Here is a 17,078-nt window from a genome sequence, read left to right as displayed (position 1 = left end):
TTTACGTAAAAATATAATTTTTATGTAATTCAGAAAAGAAGTTTTCGTTCTACATTTTATAATAAAACTTCATAAAATAACTTTACTTTTGAAATCTATACAAAACACAAATGAAAAAATATATAGTTGCCAGCATTGCTTTTGTAAGTATGTTGGTTTCGGCACAAGAAACGCCTTTCAAATTTACAGAATTAGTTAACAACACTGCGCTTCCAATTATTTCGCAAGGAAAAACGGGAACTTGTTGGTCATTTTCTACAACTTCTTTTTTAGAATCAGAAGTAAAACGATTGACAGGAAAAGATGTCGATTTGTCGGAAATGTACAATGTACGATATACTTATCCAGAAAAAGCATACAATTATGTTTACCGTCAAGGAAAAGCACAGTTTAGTCAAGGAGGTTTGTCGCATGATGTTTTAAATTCGGTTCGTAAAAATGGATTAGTTCCAAACGAAGTTTATGCAGGTTTTGCGAATGGAACAGATGTGAAGCATAACCACGAAATGTTGGTAAAGGATTTGAAAGTTGGATTAGATTCGATTGTAAAAAATCCTAAAAAATATTTAACAGCAGATTGGAAATCAAAATTTGATCAAAAATTGAATGATAAATTAGGTGTTCCTCCGACAAAATTCAAATTCGAAGGAAAAGAATATACGCCACAAGAATTTGCAAAATTTTTGAAAATTAATCCAGATGATTATGTCACATTAACATCTTTTCAGCAAGCGCCATATTATTCACAATTTATTTTACAAGTGCCAGATAATTTTTCAAATGGTTCATATTATAATTTACCGTTAGATGAATACATGAAAGTCTTGGACGAAGCGTTATATAAAGGATATACAGCAGCTTTTGATACAGATGTTTCTGAAAAAACATTTTCTAAAAAGTATGGAATGGCAATTTGGCCTTCAGAAGGTTTAGAATCAGATTATTTTGTTCAGATTTTACCTGAAAAATGGGTGACGGCTGATGAGCGTCAAAAAGGTTTTGAAGATTATTCGACAGAAGATGATCATTTAATGCATATTACGGGAATTTTGAAAGATCAATTGGGAAATCAATATTATGATGTCAAAAATTCTTGGGGAACAACAGATTTAGGAAATAATGGACATATTTATATGTCGAAACCATTTTTCAGAATGAAATCAATTGCTTTTACAGTGCACAAAGATGCGTTGTCAAAAGAAGTGAAAAAGCAATTAGGTATAAAATAAAACCACTCACAAATGAATACATTAGAACAAGCGATTGAAAAGTTAGATTATAAAGGTTATTTGGATGTAGAAATCCCAAAAGGAACCGATTTGATTGCGGAAATCAATAAATTACGCAAAGAGAAAAATGCGGTGATTTTAGCGCATTATTATCAATCTGGAGAAATTCAGGATTTAGCAGATTATTTAGGCGATTCGTTACAATTGGCGCGTGCAGCTGCAAAAACTGAAGCTGATATGATTGTTTTTTGTGGTGTTCATTTTATGGCGGAAGCCGCAAAGATTCTGAATCCGTCTAAAAAAGTTGTTTTACCCGATACAAAAGCAGGTTGTTCTTTGGCAGATTCTTGTTCGGCAGAAGGTTTGCGTGGTTTGCGTGAGCAACATCCAAATGCAATTGTGGTAAGTTATATCAATTGTGATGCGGGTGTTAAAGCAGAATCAGATATTATTGTCACTTCTTCGAATGCGGAAGCGATTATTAATTCGTTGCCAGAAGATCAAGAAATTATTTTTGCACCAGATCGTAATTTAGGTCGATACTTAAATCAAGTTTGTAATCGCAAAATGATTTTGTGGGACGGCGCTTGTATCGTACACGAAGCGTTTTCATTGGAAAGAATAGCGCAGCAAATGGCTGATCATCCAAATGCAAAATTAATTGCGCATCCAGAAGCGCAAGAAGATCTATTGAAGTTTGCACATTTTATTGGTTCTACTTCTCGTTTGTTAGATTATGTGGTAGAAAATGATGCGCAAGAATTTATTGTTGCAACGGAAGAAGGAATTTTACACGAAATGCAAAAACTTGCTCCGAATAAAACATTAATTCCAGCTTTGGTTCAAGATGAATCGTGTAATTGTTCTGAATGTTTTTACATGAAACTTTCTACTTTAGAAAAGTTGTACTTATGTATGAAATATGAATTGCCAGAAATACAAATCGAAGAAGATTTACGTGTAAAAGCGTTGGCTTCGATTAATCGTATGTTAGAATTATCTGAAAAAATAAAATAATGGCGATTCAAGATGTTTTAGTAATTGGTTCTGGAATTGCCGGACTTTCTTATGCGCTGAAAATTGCGATTCGTTATCCCGATGCAAAAATTACAATTGTAACAAAAGCAAACGAAGACGAAACAAATACAAAATATGCACAAGGTGGAGTTGCTGTGGTAAGTGATTTCGAAAAGGATAGTTTTGAAAAACATATCGAAGATACACTTCGTGCAGGAGATGGTTTGTGTAAGTTAGAAGCGGTTGAGGTTGTCGTAAAAGAAGCGCCAGAACGCATCAATGAAATTATTGATTGGGGTGTTCGTTTCGATAAAAATCATGAGGGGATTTATGATTTAGGTCGAGAAGGAGGTCATACCGAAAACCGAATCGTTCATCACAAAGATATTACGGGTTGGGAAATTGAACGTGCAATGCTCGAAGCAATAAAATCTTACCCAAATATCAAAATGCTAACACATCATTTCGTAGTTGATTTAATTACAGAACATCATCTTCGTCAAGATAATACAGATAAAATAACATGTTTTGGTGCATATATTTTAGATTTGAATACCGATAAAGTTGAGCAACATTTAGCCAAAGTAACTTTGTTAGCAACTGGCGGAGTTGGTCATGTTTATAAAAATACAACGAATCCTATTATTGCAACTGGTGACGGAATTGGGTTGGCTCGACGTGCGAAAGCAACCGTTTCGGGAATGCAATTTATTCAGTTTCATCCAACAGCTTTTTACAGTGAGTTTGATGGGCAATTGTTTCTGATTTCGGAAGCAGTTCGTGGTTTTGGAGCAAAATTGCGTACAAAAGATGGCGAATTGTTTATGCATAAATATGATGAACGTGAAGAATTGGCTTCGCGTGATATTGTGGCGCGTGCGATTGACAACGAAATGAAATTGCGTGGAGATGATTATGTTTATATTGATTGTCGACATTTAGAGAAAGAAAAATTCTTGGAGCATTTCCCGAATATTTACGAAAAATGTAAATCCGAAGGTTACGATATGTTTACCGAATTGGTTCCGGTTGTTCCAGCTTCGCATTATTTGTGCGGTGGAATAGACGTCGATTTAGAAGGAAAAACATCTATCGAGAATTTGTTTGCGGTTGGCGAATGTTCTAATACGGGTTTACATGGTGCAAATCGTTTGGCTTCGAATTCGTTGTTAGAAGCGATGGTTTTTGGTCATCGTGCAGCGTTAAAAACGGTCGATTTATTAAATGATAATCAATTTTCGATTTATAATTTTGAGTTTCCAGAATGGAACGAAGAAGGCATGAAAGTGCAAGAAGAATTAGTATTGATTTCTTATTTACGCAAACAATTACAAGCGATGATGAGCGAATTGGTCGGAATTGTACGAAGCGATAATCGTTTGCAAATTGCACAAAATCGTATCAATGAAATTGAGATAATGGTCAACGAAATTTATTATTTTACGATTGTTTCACCTAAAATTTTAGAACTTCGAAATTTGGTTGATGTCGCACATTTAATCATTGAGCAAAGTATCAATCAAAAAGAAAATCGAGGAACTTTTTACAACAAAGATTTTAATTAATGAAGAAGTTATATCTGTTCGTTACATGTTTTGCAATGAGTTTTTCTTTTGCTCAAAATTCGAAAGAAAAACAAAACGTAAGTTTGACTTCTGGTAAAGAAGCCAAGAAAGCGGTTGTGTATTTTGGTTGTGAAAATTTAAAAGAAAATAGCGAGCTACAAGCATGTATGAACAAAAATTTGAATCAAGATATTCAAACTCAAATTTCATTCTTTTCTAATATTGCTGATTATCTTCATATCGAAACTGCTCAATCTAAATTAGGTTTTAAAATTAATGAAGATGGTAATTTTGGAGATGTCTCGACTGATGGTTCGAATCCAATTTTTAATAGTGTAGCATTGTCTAGTTTAGTTTTGTTGAATAATAAAATGGAGCGAGCTAATCTAAAAATAACTCCTGCAAAAGGAGTTGATGGAAAAGCAGTTGCAATGAAATATACAATGCCTTTACGTTACGAATCGGCAGAAAAAAATAATGATTTTGAGAAGTTCCCTTCGGAAAATCGTGTATTGTTTACTTTAAAAACTGATGAAGAAACGATTGAAGTAAGAATTGATAAAGAATTTAATTTAACAACTTTTGGTAATAACGGAAGTCGGGAATATTATTTAGGAAAGTTTTCTAATCTTTTCGAAATGGCTTCTATCGATCCTTATGCAACCGCTTTTGATGCGGCTTTCAAATCTGGAGCAATAGATATTACAAAAGGTAAAATTGATGACAAAGAATATAAACTTCAGATCAAAAATTTCTTCGAAAATGATCCTTCAGTACAAGTGTTGATTACGGTTGTGCGCGAAGAAAATGGTACTTGGGCCGAGTATTACGAATACAAAACCAAGAAAGAATTTAATCAATCAAAATTTGCATCCTTAACATATAGATAATGAATTTTCCTCCATATATCACACAAGAAAAATTACAACTTTTTATTCGTCAAGCTTTTTTAGAAGACGTTGGCGATGGCGACCATTCAACGTTAGCGTCGGTTCCGTATGATGCAATTCAAGAAGCGGAACTGAAAGTGAAAGATAACGGAATAATTGCTGGAATTGAATTAGCGAAAATTATTTTTGATACGTTTGATCCATCTTTAAAAATAGAACAATATATAAATGATGGCGATAAAGTACAATTTGGAGATGTTGCTTTCAAAGTAAAAGGATCTTCACAATCAATTTTAACTTGCGAACGATTAGCGTTGAATTGTATGCAGAGAATGTCTGGAATTGCAACTTATGCGCACGAAATGATGGAATTGGTAAGCGGTACAAATGCCAAAATTTTGGATACACGAAAAACAACACCTAATTTCCGAATGATCGAAAAATGGGCAGTTAAAATTGGAGGAGCAGAGAATCATCGTTTTGGTTTATACGATATGGTGATGTTAAAAGATAATCATGTCGATTTTTGTGGAAATATTACAAAAGCGGTTGCGCAAACCAAAGATTATTTGTCAAAACATCATTTACATTTAAAAATAGAAGTGGAAACGCGTAATATGGATGAGGTAAAAGAAGCTTTGGATGCAAATGTAGATTTTATTATGTTGGATAATTTTGATCTTGAAACGATGAAAGAAGCGGTTCAATATATAAATGGGCGAATAAAAACGGAAGCTTCGGGCGGAATTACAAAAGAATCTGTTCGAGCAATTGCCGAAACGGGTGTTGATTTTATTTCTTCTGGTGCGATTATTCATTCCGCTCCCAACTTTGACTTGAGTTTAAAAGCTGTTAAGGCTTGATTTCTTTAACATTTTAATTTTTTTGTTGTAGTAAGAATACTAAATAATAGATTTTAACGTTAGCTATATTGTATTTGAATAATTTATTTTGAAAATTTATTAGTATCAGCTTATAAATAAAAAAGTTATTGGATAATATTTTATTAATACTGATTCTAAATAGTGAAATTTTAATTACTTTTCTCTTTTTAAAATGAAAAATAACAATCTAAAACAAGAAAAAAATGTTAATTTTTAATGTTTTTATTATGTTAAATTTTGATTAAATGTTTAAAAATATTTAAAAATCTTCAATTTTTTTTCATGTAATTTAGTTTATTGTTTGTTTTTAAGGGGGGATTTTATTGATATGATAATTAATATTTAAGTTATTCAAGAAAAGTTTAAAAATTTACCATAATTTAACAATAATCTCATTTAAAGTGTAGAACTTTGCGAAAGTAAACTTTTAAACTATTTCAAAAGATGAGGTTAAACTCAACTAAGCTTTTACTTGTAGGAGCTTTTGCCTTAATGGCATCATTATCTTTCGCCCAAGTTGTTGAACCAACAGATTCTACAAAGGTTGAACAGGACGAAAACGTATCTTTAGGAGAAACATTAATCATTGGTAAAGGAGTTATTGATGTTGCGGAAAATCGTAAAACACCAGTTGCTAATACAATTATCACAAGAGAAGAAATTCAAGATAAAGCAGTTGGTAATGTTGAATTTCCTGAAATCATGAAAAATTCTCCGTCTGTTTATGTGGCTGACCAAGCTTCTGGATTTGGAGATGCTAAAATGTTTTTACGTGGTTTCGATCAGTCAAATACAGCTTACTTATTAAACGGACAGCCAATAAATGGTATGGAAGATGGTAATGTATATTGGTCAAACTGGTCTTCTATGACTGATGTTGCAAACGTTATTGACGTTCAACGTGGTTTGGGTTCTTCTAAATTAGCTATTTCTTCAGTAGGTGGAACAGTTAATATTGTAACAAAAGCAACCGAATTAAGACAAGGAGGATTTGTTCGTTATGTAGCTGGAAATGACTCTTACCAAAAAGCGACTGTAGGGTATAATACAGGAATGAAAGGTAAATGGGGAGCTTCTATTTTATTAGATTATTGGACTGCTCATCGTAAATATGCACGTGGAACAGGAGGAGAAGGACAATCATATTTTGTGTCTGTTGGGTACAAACCAAATGATCGTCACCAATTCAACTGGATGTTATTTGGAGCACCACAAGAGCATGATCAAAATTACTCTAAGCCTTTAACGACAACTTATAATAAAAATGGATCTGTAAACACTCCAGGTTATGATATGACTGGTCGTAAAGGTAATTCTAACTATGGTTTTTACAATGGAGAACCATTATCGTTAAGAACAAATTATTACCACAAACCAGTAACAAATTTAAACTGGGATTGGACAATTAATGAAAATGCATCTTTATCTACAGTTTTATATGCGTCTATGGGACGTGGTGGAGGAACAGGTAATTTAGGTAGAGGATTATTTAGTTTATCTCAAGATGGCTATAATGTATTTACTCAAGACGGGGCTATTAACTGGAATGAGGTTGAAAGATATAATAAAACTATTGCTGGAGGTATTGGTTCAGGAACATCTTCATCATCTTCTAAAGGGATGGTTTTGAGAGCTTCTGTTAATAATCATTTATGGTACGGAGGAGTAACAAACTTCAACTATGATACAAAAACAGGTTGGGCTTTTAACGTAGGAGCAGATGTGCGTTTCTATGAAGGTGATCACTTCCAGCAGGTTGTAAATTATTTAGGATTGAATGGTCGTCAAGAAAATAACAAAAATAGATCAAACAATTTAATAACTAATACATATAAAGCGAAACCATGGGCTTCTTTATTTAATTCAGCTGATAAAGAAGATCGTGTAAATTACGATAACTCGGAAAAAATTAACTATCAAGGTGGTTTTGGACAAGTAGAGTATTCTAATGACATCTTCTCTGCTTTTGTTCAAGGAGCTATTTCTAATCAGTCTTACCAAAAATTTGACCGTTGGAATTATAACGCTGACCACAAAGATGTTGTTAGTGGAGTTGTTTCTTATAAAAATGGAGAGGCAAAATCTAAAGTTCGCAATAAAACTGGATGGAACATTAAAGGAGGTATAGCATTGAATATTACTCAAGAAAACAAAATTTTTGTTAACGCTGGTAAATATTCTCGTCAAGCATTCTTAGATAATGTTTTTATGCAAAATACAGTTAGTTTCATCGATCCAGCAATTGATAACGAAGAGATCTTAGGTTTAGAGGCTGGATATAAATATATGACTCGAAACTTAAATGTTAATATTAATGCTTATTATACTAAGTGGGAAAATCGTGCAGATTCTTATACAGCAAATGGATACTATGTTGGTGAGGATTTTGTTCAACAAGATGTACGTTTCTTATTAACAGGAATTACTCAATTACATAAAGGTATAGAAATAGATTTTAATACAAAAGTTAATAGAGATTGGACTATTAGAGGATATGCTTCATATGGAGATTGGAAATATGATGGTAATGCTAATTATAGAATCCAAGATCAAAATAGTAGCTCAATTGTTATTGACAATAAACCTGTTAATTTAGATGGTGTAAAAGTTGGTAATGCTGCACAATTTACATTTGGTATGGGTACGAAAGTAAATGTAGCTAAAGGATTATCTTTTGATACTGATTTCAACTATTTCGCGAGACTATATGAAAATGTAAATGTAGTTGATATTGTAAAATCAGAACTTAAAGGCAATGATTATTTAAATGTTCCTTTAAGACCATATGCAATTGTTGATTTAGGTGCAACCTATGAATTTAAATTTGGTTCTCAAAAAATTAGATTCAGAGGTAACATTAAAAACTTATTCAATGATCAATACTTATCTCGTAAAGATGGTTATGGTTACTTCTGGGGATTAGGTAGAACTTGGAATGCAGGTGTTACATATAATTTCTAAGATAAATTTTATAAATAATAAAAAGACGAACTTTTATAGTTCGTCTTTTTTTTGTGTTTACCTTTGATGAAAATTTGTAAAATGATTCAGCCTGATTTTTTAAAAGAAGGGGATAAAATAGCAATAGTAGCTCCTGCAAAGCGAATGCTCAAAGGAGAATTAGAAGAAACAATTGAGCTCATAAAATCTTGGAAATTAGTTCCAGTTTTAGGGAAAAATATTTATGCCGAATATGATTTTGGTTATCGATATGCAGGCACAGATGAAATGAGAACAGAAGATTTTCAGTGGGCATTAGATGACCATGAGATAAAAGCGATTTGGTGTGCTAGAGGAGGTTATGGTTCTGTGAAAATTATTGATGAACTTGATTTAACGAAGTTTACTAAAAATCCAAAATGGATCATTGGTTATTCTGATATCACTGTTTTTCACAATCATTTTAATCGATTAGGATATCAAACTTTACACGCGGTTACAGCAAAAAAATTAGCAAATACCGAATATCATCCAACATCCTATCAAAGTATTTATGAAGTACTATTTGGACATGAAATTAATTACGAAATTCAATCACATGCTTACAATAATTTAGGCGAAGCAAATGGAGAATTAATAGGAGGAAATCTTTCGATTGTTTATTCACTTTTAGGGAGCGAATCTGCGATTACAAATCCTACGGATAAGATTTTATTTTTAGAAGATTGGTTTGAGAGTTGGTATGCTGTTGATCGAATGTTGATGAATCTTAAACGAAACGGAATTCTTACTCATGTAAACGCAATTATTTTAGGGAACTTTACGCACATGGATACGGAAGAAGAAAATGCTGAAAACTACAATCATCCATTCGATCCAAAAACGTATGAAGTCATTCATAGTTTTACAAAAAAAATAAATATTCCAATCGCTTTCGGATTTCCTGCAGGACATACAGGACACAATGTTGCGCTAAAAATGGGTGCAAAAGTTCAGTTAAATGTTACTTCAAATAATGTAACTTTGCATCATTATACAAACATATATGAAACAAGATAATTTAACAGTCATTTCTCACCCGTTGGTAAAAGCAAAAATTACGCAAATGCGTGATAAAAACACAACAACGAAAGAATTTGGTGAATTAGTAGACGAAATTTCAGGTTTGATGTGTTACGAAATTACACGTAACATCGAGCTTGAAGAAGTAGAAGTTGAAACGCCAATTACCAAAACAATCGGTTACAAATTAAAAGGAAATGATATGGTTATCGTTCCAATTTTACGTGCAGGATTGGGAATGGTAAAAGGAATTCATCAATTAATTCCTACCGCTAAAGTTGGTCATATTGGGCTTTACCGCGATCATGATACATTACAACCAGTTGAATACTTGTGTAAACTCCCAACAGATTTAGATTCTCGCGATGTGATTTTGGTTGATCCAATGTTAGCAACAGGAGGTTCTGCAATCAAAGCAATCGAAATTCTAAAAGAGAAAGGAGCGAAATCTGTTCGTTTGGCTTGTTTAGTTGGTTGTCCAGAAGGAGTGGAGGCAGTACAAAATGTTTATCCAGAAGTTCCAATTTTCTTGGCTGCTTTGGATGAAAAATTGAATGAAAATGGATACATCGTTCCAGGTTTAGGTGATGCTGGAGATCGTTTGTACGGAACAAAATAATTTTTTTGAATGAGTATTAGTTACGATTTCGGAAAAGAAGCAGAAGATTTTGCCGTTAATTATTTAATCCAAAATGGATACAAAATATTGGCTCGAAATTATTTTTACAGAAAAGCCGAAATCGATATTATTGCTCAATTTGAAAATGAGATTGTTATTATAGAGGTTAAGAGTCGTACTTCAAATTATGTTGCGGAGCCAGAAAGTTCTATTAACACAAAGAAGAAGAAATTGTTAATTCTTGCCGCAGATGATTTTATTCAGAAAAATAATTTTATTTCTGAGGTAAGATTTGATATTTTAGCACTTTTAAAAAAACAACAATCTTGGAGCGTAAATCATATCAAAAATGCATTTAATGCTTCGGAAATTTAATCAACTTTTATGGAAGTATTTATGAGTCTTTTTGACTTTATTATGCATATCGACCAACATTTAGCAGAGTTTGCAAATGAATATGGTTTGTGGTTGTATGCAATTTTATTTTTAATCATTTTCGTGGAAACAGGTGTAGTTGTGATGCCTTTTTTACCTGGAGATTCATTGTTGTTTGCGGCAGGGATGTTAGCTGCACAAGAAACAAATGATATGAATGTGTGGATTATGATTGCAATTCTTTTGGTGGCCGCGATACTCGGTGATACATTGAATTATACCATCGGAAAGAAAGTTGGTTACAAAGCAACTAAAGTTAAGATTTTTGGTAAAAATTTCATCCAAGAAGAACATATCAATAAAACGCACGAATTCTACGAAAAATACGGTTCAAAAACCATTGTAATTGCACGTTTTGTACCAATTGTAAGAACTTTAGCGCCTTTCGTTGCAGGAATTGGGAGAATGGGATACTCTATTTTCATTACATATAATGTGATTGGAGCCGTGTTATGGGTTGTTGGTTTAACACTTATTGGATACTTTTTAGGAAATATAGAATGGGTTCAAAATAATTTTTCTAAAGTAATTTTAGGAATAACAATCGCTTCTGTACTTCCAATTTTAGTGGAAATTATCAAAGAAAAGTTCGGCAAAAAAAAGGTAGCTGAACAAGAATAACTATAAAAACTTAACTCGACTTCGGTCGAGTTTTTTTATACCTTTAAATCATGGAAATTTTAGATTATATTCTACATATCGATAAATATTTAGAAACCATTTTGAATGATTATCAACATTGGTTTTACTTGATTTTATTTCTCTTAATCTTTATCGAAACAGGTTTGGTTGTCATGCCTTTTTTACCTGGCGATTCGCTTTTATTTGCAGCAGGGATGTTAGCTGCGGCTTTTCCAGCTCAACTCAATATTTATATTGTATTAGGTTTACTTTGGATCGCGGCAATTGCAGGCGACACAGTCAATTATACGATTGGGAAAACCTTAGGAACGAAATTAGTTACAACTAAAATTTTCGGTAAACGAATTATTAAAGATTCTGCGATACTAAAGACCGAAGATTTCTTTACAAAATATGGTTCAAAAACCATTGTAATTGCACGTTTTGTTCCGATTGTAAGAACGCTTGCACCTTTCGTTGCAGGGATTTCTAAAATGCATTATGGCACATTTATCAAATATAATTTTATCGGAGGAACAATTTGGGTTTTCGGGATTACATTGGCTGGCTATTTCCTTGGAACAATTCCATTTATCAAAAACAATTTCGAAATTGTCGTAATGGCAATTATTGTGTTTTCTTTGGTTCCAATTATTGTAGAATTCGTCAAAGAGAAAATAAAAAAATAAAAAATGAGTACAGAAAATTCGATTTTCATCATCTTACTTTTGTGGATAATCTTTTTACCAATTATTTTATTTATCATTGAGTCTCAAAAAGAATATAAACACGAAAATGATGAAGTTATTCGCGTCAAAATTGGTTTTTTAAGCTATATTTCAGTTTTTAATATGATTCTTTTTGCAATTCTTAGTCTTACTTTTTTATTTATAGCTTATCAATTATTGTTTGTAACAGATTTCATCTTACCTAACATAATTATTGGAATTATTTTTTTGATACTATTCTTTGTTTTTACCATTCCAGTTGCCAATACTTACAATCATCTCTTACAGGAATCTAAGCGCGAAATTTATTTTTTCAGGAATAAAAAGGTTTTGTTAGTTGTAGAAAAAGAATCAGAAATTACTATTGATTTAGAAGATGAAATGATTGAAATCAATCACGAAGTTTCAAATAAAAGTTCTAAATATCAAACAGGTCATGGTAAATATAATTTTATTCAGAATGAAAACGTCGTTTCAATTTCAGATTTAATCAATTTTCCACAAGATTTTCTTGATCGAAATAATATTGTACAAGTTAAAGTTTCGAAACTTTTTATTTGGATTTAGATATCATTCAAATAATTCCTATCTTCTATTTTTAAAAATATCAATCAATGAAAAACCTATTAATTATTTGCTCTATCCTTTTTTCTTTTGTTGTAAATGCACAACAAAGCTATCCCGTTCCTCCAAAATCAGAAAATAGACTATTCTATATTCAGCACAACGACAATAAAAATACGTTTGTTTACGATGCACTTTTTTCGAGCAAAGGGATTTTAGATGATGATAATCCAGTTGATATTTATCGCATTCTTTATGCTGAAGATGGTTCGAAAAAGCCCTTGACTTCTATACAAAAGAAATTGGCATATGGTTTAGATATTAAGAAAATTGAAAGGAATGTTTTTCAGTTGACATTAGTATCTTATCCAACTCAAAAATTAACGCTTAAGCTTGATTCTCAAAAAAATCCAATTGTTCAAACAACTGTTAATAACAAGTTGATAACATTGAATCGTGTTTTCTTAAAACAGAAGAAAGGAACGGCTGGAATCTCCGTAAAGCTTGATTATATTTTATTTTACGGAAAAGATAAAAACGGAAAATCTGTAGAAGAGAAAATTGTTCTCTAAAAAAATCTTCCTAAATTAGAATTTGTAAGACGCAATTTAATAGCATATGATCGAAGTAAGGGAGGTGAACACGCCAAGTGAAATGAAGAAATTTGTCGATTTACCTTTTGAAGTGTATAAAGATAATCCGTATTGGGTGCCTTCTTTAAAGAAAGATGAACTCGCAAGTTTTGATAAAAACAATCCTATTTTTAAAACAGTAGAAGCAAAATACTTTTTGGCTTACAAAGGCGAAGAAGTGGTTGGACGAATTGTTTCGATTATTAATTGGACCGAAGTAAAAGAACTTGGAAAGACTAAAATTCGGTTTGGTTGGTTAGTTTTTAAAGATGATATTAACATTCTGAAAGCTTTATTAACAACTGTTGAAAACATTGCTAAAAAAAATAAACTGAGTTATATAGAAGGTCCGATGGGATTTTCGAATATGGATAAAGCGGGGTTATTAACAGAAGGATTTGATAAAGTTGCAACTTTAATCGGTTTGTATAATTACGAATATTATCAAACATATTTGCAAGAATTAGGTTATCAACCAAAAGCCGAATGGTTAGAATATTCTATTGATATTGCTAATTTGGGTAAGGTAAAACAAATGGATAAATTGTGCGAAATGCTCAAAAAACGTTACGAAATTGATACGTATAAATTTGAAACAATTGACGAAATGTTACCTTATGTTGATGAGATGTTCGATTTGTTGAATGTGACGTATGCAGAATTGCAAAGTTTTGTTCCGATAGAAAAATTTCAGGTTGAACATTACAAAAAGAAATATCTAAAATTTATTCATCCTGATTTTATTTCGTGTGTAAAAGATAAAAACAACAAAATGATTGCTTTTGCGATTACAATGCCTTCATTTTCGAAAGCATTTCAGAAAACGAAAGGAAAATTGTTTCCATTTGGTTGGTGGCATTTGATGCAAGCGCAAAAAAAGAACGATCATGTCGAATTTTATTTGATAGGAATTGATCCTCATTATCAAAATAAAGGTGTAAATGCCTTGATTTTTAAAGAACTTTATGATCGATTTATAGCAAGAGGGATTAAAACTTTAGAAACGAACCCTTTGCTTGAGGAAAATACAAAAGTGCAACAATTATGGAAAAACTTTGATCCTGTTGTTCACAAGCGACGAAAAACATTTTATAAAAATATAGAAGCATAAAAAAAGGTTAGGATTTTGTCCTAACCTTTTTAATTGAAATAATAATTAATCTTGATTGTCTTCTTTCCAATCTTTGATTGTACTTTCAATTTCTTCTCTAGATTTTCCTGTTTTTTCCTGAATTTTACCTACAACTTCATCGTATTTTCCTTCAGCATAAACTTTGTCATCATCAAACCAATCACCATATTTTTGTTTTACAGCACCTTTGATTCGATTCCATTTTCCTTCTAATTCTAATTTGTCCATAATTTTTTGTTTTATAAGTTGTAAATAGATTTATACTATATGTTGAACAAATATTAAACCATAGATTTCGAAAGACTTATAAAAAAATGTTAAATAAAATATAGGAATATTGGTTTAGAATACTGCGAAGTAAATCAAAATAATGATGATAATAACAACCACTATAAATTCAAAAATGGGGATAGTTCTCCCTCCAGATTTCAAATTTCTTTTTCTTTTCGAATACATACCAAACCAACTTATAACCAAATAATGACCTAAATTTATGAAAAATATTATAAATCGTTAGAAAACAATAAATCATAAAAAAAGACTTTGAAAAATATTTTCAAAGTCTTTTTTGTTGTACGGGCGGGGAGACTCGAACTCCCACACCTTGCGGCACTAGATCCTAAGTCTAGCGTGTCTACCAATTCCACCACGCCCGCTAAAATCTCACCGATTTGGATTGCAAATATACACAAGTTTTCTTTCTAACAAAATTTCGAAATAAAATTTTTTTAATCTTTTTTTACATTCTAAATTTGTACAAAGCTTTTACAAAAATGGAAATTACAGGAAGAATTAAAAAAATATTTGAAACTCAAAATATTACTGCAAGTTTCAAGAAAAGAGAATTCGTTGTTACAACGCAAGAACAATATCCACAAGATATTTTAATTGAGCTTACACAAGATAAGACAGATGTGTTGAATGCTTACAAACCTGGTGATGAAGTGAAAGTTTCTATCAACATTCGTGGTCGCGAGTGGGTGAACCCAGAAGGTGTAGCAAGATATTTCAATACAATCCAAGCGTGGAGAATTGAAAATATGGCAAATGCAGCTGCACAAGCACCTCAAGGTTACGATAATTTTGCACCAGCGCCTCCAGTAGATACTTTTTCTAACGGAGATGATGATGATTTACCATTCTAAGGAAAACAAAACATCAATTAATACTAAACGTGTTCTTTATTGGACACGTTTTTTTAATTTTATATAAATTATACACAAAACGATATGTATTGGTTAAGTTCTGATTTAATCTTTCCTGATTACGATGAAGTGAATAGTGAGGGAATTATAGCTGTTGGAGGAGATCTTTCACCAGAACGCTTAATTTTGGCTTATCAGAAAGGAATTTTCCCTTGGTTTAATGAAGAAGATCCAATTATTTGGTGGTTTCCTCAAGATCGATTTGTCTTATTTCCAGAAAATTTACATGTTTCGAAATCGATGAAGAAAGTTTTTCGAGATCAAACATTTACCTATTCAGAGAATAAAGCGTTTCGAGAAGTGATTACAAATTGTTCGCAAGCGTATAGAAAAGATCAAGACGGAACTTGGATTACAAATGATATGATCGAGGCATATTGTACGTTACATGAAATGGGAATTGCAAAAAGTATCGAAGTTTGGCTAAACGACGAATTGGTAGGTGGTTTTTATGGAATTGATATGGGCGACGTTTTTTGTGGAGAAAGTATGTTTGCGAAAGTGAGCAATGCTTCCAAAGCTGGTTTTATACAATTTGTTGCAAAATACCACAAGAAATATAAATTGATCGATTGTCAAGTTTATACCGAACATTTAGCGAGTTTGGGTGCAATGGAAATTCCGAGTGATGTTTTTTTGGAATATTTGGAGAAATAAAAAAAAGCGAAATTCGGATTTCGAACTTCGCTTTTTCAATTTACTTCGTAAAAGTAATAGGATATTTTAGATTGCTATACTCGTTAAGATCTGCATTTAACGACCCAACTAATAATCCAGCCTTTATTTTTAGCGGAACTAAGTTATCATCGTCAGAAATCCACATCGTAACCGATTCTGATTCTTTGAAAACACGACCAGATTGTACGTATGGACGAATTTTGATTGCCGCAATTTTTCCGAATTTTGTTTTTAAGGTTTCACGTCCCAAAACTTTCAATCGAAATTTTAGCGTTTCGTCACCAAGAAAAATATTTTCGTTCAAATAATCTCCTGTTTTAAGAGTGGCATGATTGGTATTACGTAAACTGTAAAAAGCAGAAAGTAAATCTTGCGCATCGTACGGAATTGTTTCTGTCGTTACTTTTCCATCTCGTTTATTTTCAACTTTTGCTTTTCTATTGGCATGATCAAAATAATAGATTTGATGACGTTTGTAACTTCCTTCTACAATATTTCGAACAAATTTTGTAGGTTTCAAATCTGTTTTGTCAATATACGATTCGTAATTATCATCTACCTTAAAAAAAGCACGCACAGCACCTGTTGAAGTTCCTTTTCCTATGATGTGATAATGGCTTTTTCCATTCAATGTAGCTTCTCTTACATCAATGGAAGCAAAACCTGCATTCAATCCAGAATAATGAACTCTAAATTTTAGATTTTCGCCAACTTTGTAGTTGTTTTGAGCATTTAAAGGCAATGCAAATGAAAGGACAATAAAAGTAAAAAATAAAATATATTTTTTCATTTTGAATTTTTGGTTTTGAGGTTAAGATTCAAATTGTTTGCCAAAAATAATAAAACGCCTTTATAAATTGATATAAAGGCGTTTTAA

At 31.9% G+C, this 17,078-nt stretch carries 18 protein-coding genes and 1 tRNA gene; 16 read left to right on the top strand and 3 right to left on the bottom strand.

All coding sequences use genetic code 11. The annotated features are described in order from the left end of the window. The first annotated feature begins 110 nt into the window (after positions 1–110). The 14 genes from B3792_RS03670 (at position 111) to B3792_RS03605 (ending at position 14,297) form a co-directional block, all read left to right on the top strand. The gene (locus B3792_RS03670) at positions 111–1,229 is read left to right on the top strand and encodes a C1 family peptidase (protein ID WP_291068921.1); all 1,119 of its coding nucleotides are present in this window, start codon (positions 111–113) and stop codon (positions 1,227–1,229) included. A 12-nt stretch (positions 1,230–1,241) separates the two neighbouring features. Then, positions 1,242–2,246: a quinolinate synthase NadA gene (gene nadA, locus B3792_RS03665; protein ID WP_291068919.1), complete on the top strand. Its 1,005-nt coding sequence runs from the start codon at positions 1,242–1,244 to the stop codon at positions 2,244–2,246. After that, positions 2,246–3,811: an L-aspartate oxidase gene (gene nadB / locus B3792_RS03660; protein ID WP_291068917.1), complete on the top strand. Its 1,566-nt coding sequence runs from the start codon at positions 2,246–2,248 to the stop codon at positions 3,809–3,811. The genes nadA and nadB overlap by 1 nt, the downstream gene beginning before the upstream one ends. Next, positions 3,811–4,701 (top strand): hypothetical protein, encoded by an 891-nt coding sequence (locus B3792_RS03655; protein ID WP_291053071.1) that lies wholly within the window; start codon positions 3,811–3,813, stop codon positions 4,699–4,701. Before nadB ends, B3792_RS03655 begins: the two co-directional genes overlap by 1 nt. Beyond that, entirely contained in the window at positions 4,701–5,564 is an 864-nt protein-coding gene (gene nadC, locus B3792_RS03650) for a carboxylating nicotinate-nucleotide diphosphorylase (RefSeq protein ID WP_291047819.1), read from the top strand. The genes B3792_RS03655 and nadC overlap by 1 nt, the downstream gene beginning before the upstream one ends. Positions 5,565–6,029: 465 nt before the next feature. Continuing rightward, positions 6,030–8,546 carry a TonB-dependent receptor gene (locus B3792_RS03645; protein ID WP_291047817.1) on the top strand — a complete coding sequence of 839 codons (2,517 nt, stop codon included), beginning with the start codon at positions 6,030–6,032 and terminating at the stop codon, positions 8,544–8,546. Between the two features lie 81 nt (positions 8,547–8,627). Then, positions 8,628–9,584: a S66 peptidase family protein gene (locus B3792_RS03640; RefSeq protein WP_291047815.1), complete on the top strand. Its 957-nt coding sequence runs from the start codon at positions 8,628–8,630 to the stop codon at positions 9,582–9,584. Then, positions 9,571–10,206: a uracil phosphoribosyltransferase gene (upp, locus tag B3792_RS03635; protein WP_180905396.1), complete on the top strand. Its 636-nt coding sequence runs from the start codon at positions 9,571–9,573 to the stop codon at positions 10,204–10,206. Before B3792_RS03640 ends, upp begins: the two co-directional genes overlap by 14 nt. 9 nt (positions 10,207–10,215) lie before the next feature. Beyond that, complete coding sequence (locus B3792_RS03630; protein WP_114998692.1) at positions 10,216–10,581, top strand: YraN family protein; 366 nt, start codon at positions 10,216–10,218, stop codon at positions 10,579–10,581. A 9-nt stretch (positions 10,582–10,590) separates the two neighbouring features. Next, the gene (locus B3792_RS03625) at positions 10,591–11,262 is read left to right on the top strand and encodes a DedA family protein (RefSeq protein WP_180905395.1); all 672 of its coding nucleotides are present in this window, start codon (positions 10,591–10,593) and stop codon (positions 11,260–11,262) included. 50 nt (positions 11,263–11,312) lie between these two features. After that, positions 11,313–11,951, top strand: a complete 639-nt coding sequence (locus tag B3792_RS03620) for a VTT domain-containing protein (RefSeq protein WP_114998694.1) — start codon at positions 11,313–11,315, stop codon at positions 11,949–11,951. A gap of 3 nt (positions 11,952–11,954) precedes the next feature. Then, positions 11,955–12,557 carry a hypothetical protein gene (locus B3792_RS03615; protein WP_291068915.1) on the top strand — a complete coding sequence of 201 codons (603 nt, stop codon included), beginning with the start codon at positions 11,955–11,957 and terminating at the stop codon, positions 12,555–12,557. Positions 12,558–12,604: 47 nt separating this feature from the next. Continuing rightward, a complete protein-coding gene (locus tag B3792_RS03610; RefSeq protein ID WP_286474850.1) occupies positions 12,605–13,126 on the top strand; it encodes a DUF4833 domain-containing protein in 522 nt (173 codons plus the stop codon). A 46-nt stretch (positions 13,127–13,172) separates the two neighbouring features. Next, positions 13,173–14,297, top strand: coding sequence for a GNAT family N-acetyltransferase (locus B3792_RS03605; RefSeq protein WP_291068912.1), 1,125 nt, complete (start codon positions 13,173–13,175; stop codon positions 14,295–14,297). Positions 14,298–14,342: 45 nt separating this feature from the next. On the opposite strand, the gene B3792_RS03600 is transcribed toward B3792_RS03605, so the two are convergent. Beyond that, positions 14,343–14,546, bottom strand: coding sequence for a CsbD family protein (locus tag B3792_RS03600; protein ID WP_038336421.1), 204 nt, complete (start codon positions 14,544–14,546; stop codon positions 14,343–14,345). A 346-nt stretch (positions 14,547–14,892) separates the two neighbouring features. Further along, positions 14,893–14,974: transfer RNA gene (locus B3792_RS03595), tRNA-Leu, on the bottom strand. Positions 14,975–15,091: 117 nt separating this feature from the next. On the opposite strand from B3792_RS03595, the gene B3792_RS03590 reads away from it, so the two are divergent. Further along, positions 15,092–15,463, top strand: a complete 372-nt coding sequence (locus tag B3792_RS03590) for a DUF3127 domain-containing protein (protein ID WP_180905392.1) — start codon at positions 15,092–15,094, stop codon at positions 15,461–15,463. 84 nt (positions 15,464–15,547) lie between these two features. Beyond that, entirely contained in the window at positions 15,548–16,180 is a 633-nt protein-coding gene (aat, locus tag B3792_RS03585) for a leucyl/phenylalanyl-tRNA--protein transferase (RefSeq protein ID WP_180905391.1), read from the top strand. A gap of 40 nt (positions 16,181–16,220) precedes the next feature. Here the strand turns inward: aat and B3792_RS03580 are convergent, their stop codons facing one another. Continuing rightward, entirely contained in the window at positions 16,221–16,991 is a 771-nt protein-coding gene (locus B3792_RS03580) for a DUF3108 domain-containing protein (protein WP_291068908.1), read from the bottom strand. Positions 16,992–17,078: the final 87 nt, after the last annotated feature.

The organism is Empedobacter sp. UBA5924 (genome assembly GCF_002431085.1).
GTDB lineage: Bacteria > Bacteroidota > Bacteroidia > Flavobacteriales > Weeksellaceae > Empedobacter > Empedobacter falsenii_B.
The sequence above is the reverse complement of the archived record's forward strand: the minus strand, read 5'-3'. Positions and strand labels throughout refer to the sequence as shown.

Excerpts from the sequence above, each read along its gene's own strand:
- B3792_RS03640 (WP_291047815.1), top strand. The coding sequence starts at position 8,628 with ATGATTCAGCCTGATTTTTTAAAAGAAGGGGATAAAATAGCAATAGTA.
- B3792_RS03655 (WP_291053071.1), top strand. The coding sequence starts at position 3,811 with ATGAAGAAGTTATATCTGTTCGTTACATGTTTTGCAATGAGTTTTTCT.
- upp (WP_180905396.1), top strand. The coding sequence starts at position 9,571 with ATGAAACAAGATAATTTAACAGTCATTTCTCACCCGTTGGTAAAAGCA.
- B3792_RS03630 (WP_114998692.1), top strand. The coding sequence starts at position 10,216 with ATGAGTATTAGTTACGATTTCGGAAAAGAAGCAGAAGATTTTGCCGTT.
- B3792_RS03590 (WP_180905392.1), top strand. The coding sequence starts at position 15,092 with ATGGAAATTACAGGAAGAATTAAAAAAATATTTGAAACTCAAAATATT.
- B3792_RS03645 (WP_291047817.1), top strand. The coding sequence starts at position 6,030 with ATGAGGTTAAACTCAACTAAGCTTTTACTTGTAGGAGCTTTTGCCTTA.
- B3792_RS03625 (WP_180905395.1), top strand. The coding sequence starts at position 10,591 with ATGGAAGTATTTATGAGTCTTTTTGACTTTATTATGCATATCGACCAA.
- nadA (WP_291068919.1), top strand. The coding sequence starts at position 1,242 with ATGAATACATTAGAACAAGCGATTGAAAAGTTAGATTATAAAGGTTAT.
- B3792_RS03670 (WP_291068921.1), top strand. The coding sequence starts at position 111 with ATGAAAAAATATATAGTTGCCAGCATTGCTTTTGTAAGTATGTTGGTT.
- B3792_RS03610 (WP_286474850.1), top strand. The coding sequence starts at position 12,605 with ATGAAAAACCTATTAATTATTTGCTCTATCCTTTTTTCTTTTGTTGTA.
- B3792_RS03580 (WP_291068908.1), bottom strand. The coding sequence starts at position 16,991 with ATGAAAAAATATATTTTATTTTTTACTTTTATTGTCCTTTCATTTGCA.
- B3792_RS03615 (WP_291068915.1), top strand. The coding sequence starts at position 11,955 with ATGAGTACAGAAAATTCGATTTTCATCATCTTACTTTTGTGGATAATC.
- B3792_RS03600 (WP_038336421.1), bottom strand. The coding sequence starts at position 14,546 with ATGGACAAATTAGAATTAGAAGGAAAATGGAATCGAATCAAAGGTGCT.
- B3792_RS03605 (WP_291068912.1), top strand. The coding sequence starts at position 13,173 with ATGATCGAAGTAAGGGAGGTGAACACGCCAAGTGAAATGAAGAAATTT.
- aat (WP_180905391.1), top strand. The coding sequence starts at position 15,548 with ATGTATTGGTTAAGTTCTGATTTAATCTTTCCTGATTACGATGAAGTG.
- nadC (WP_291047819.1), top strand. The coding sequence starts at position 4,701 with ATGAATTTTCCTCCATATATCACACAAGAAAAATTACAACTTTTTATT.
- B3792_RS03620 (WP_114998694.1), top strand. The coding sequence starts at position 11,313 with ATGGAAATTTTAGATTATATTCTACATATCGATAAATATTTAGAAACC.
- nadB (WP_291068917.1), top strand. The coding sequence starts at position 2,246 with ATGGCGATTCAAGATGTTTTAGTAATTGGTTCTGGAATTGCCGGACTT.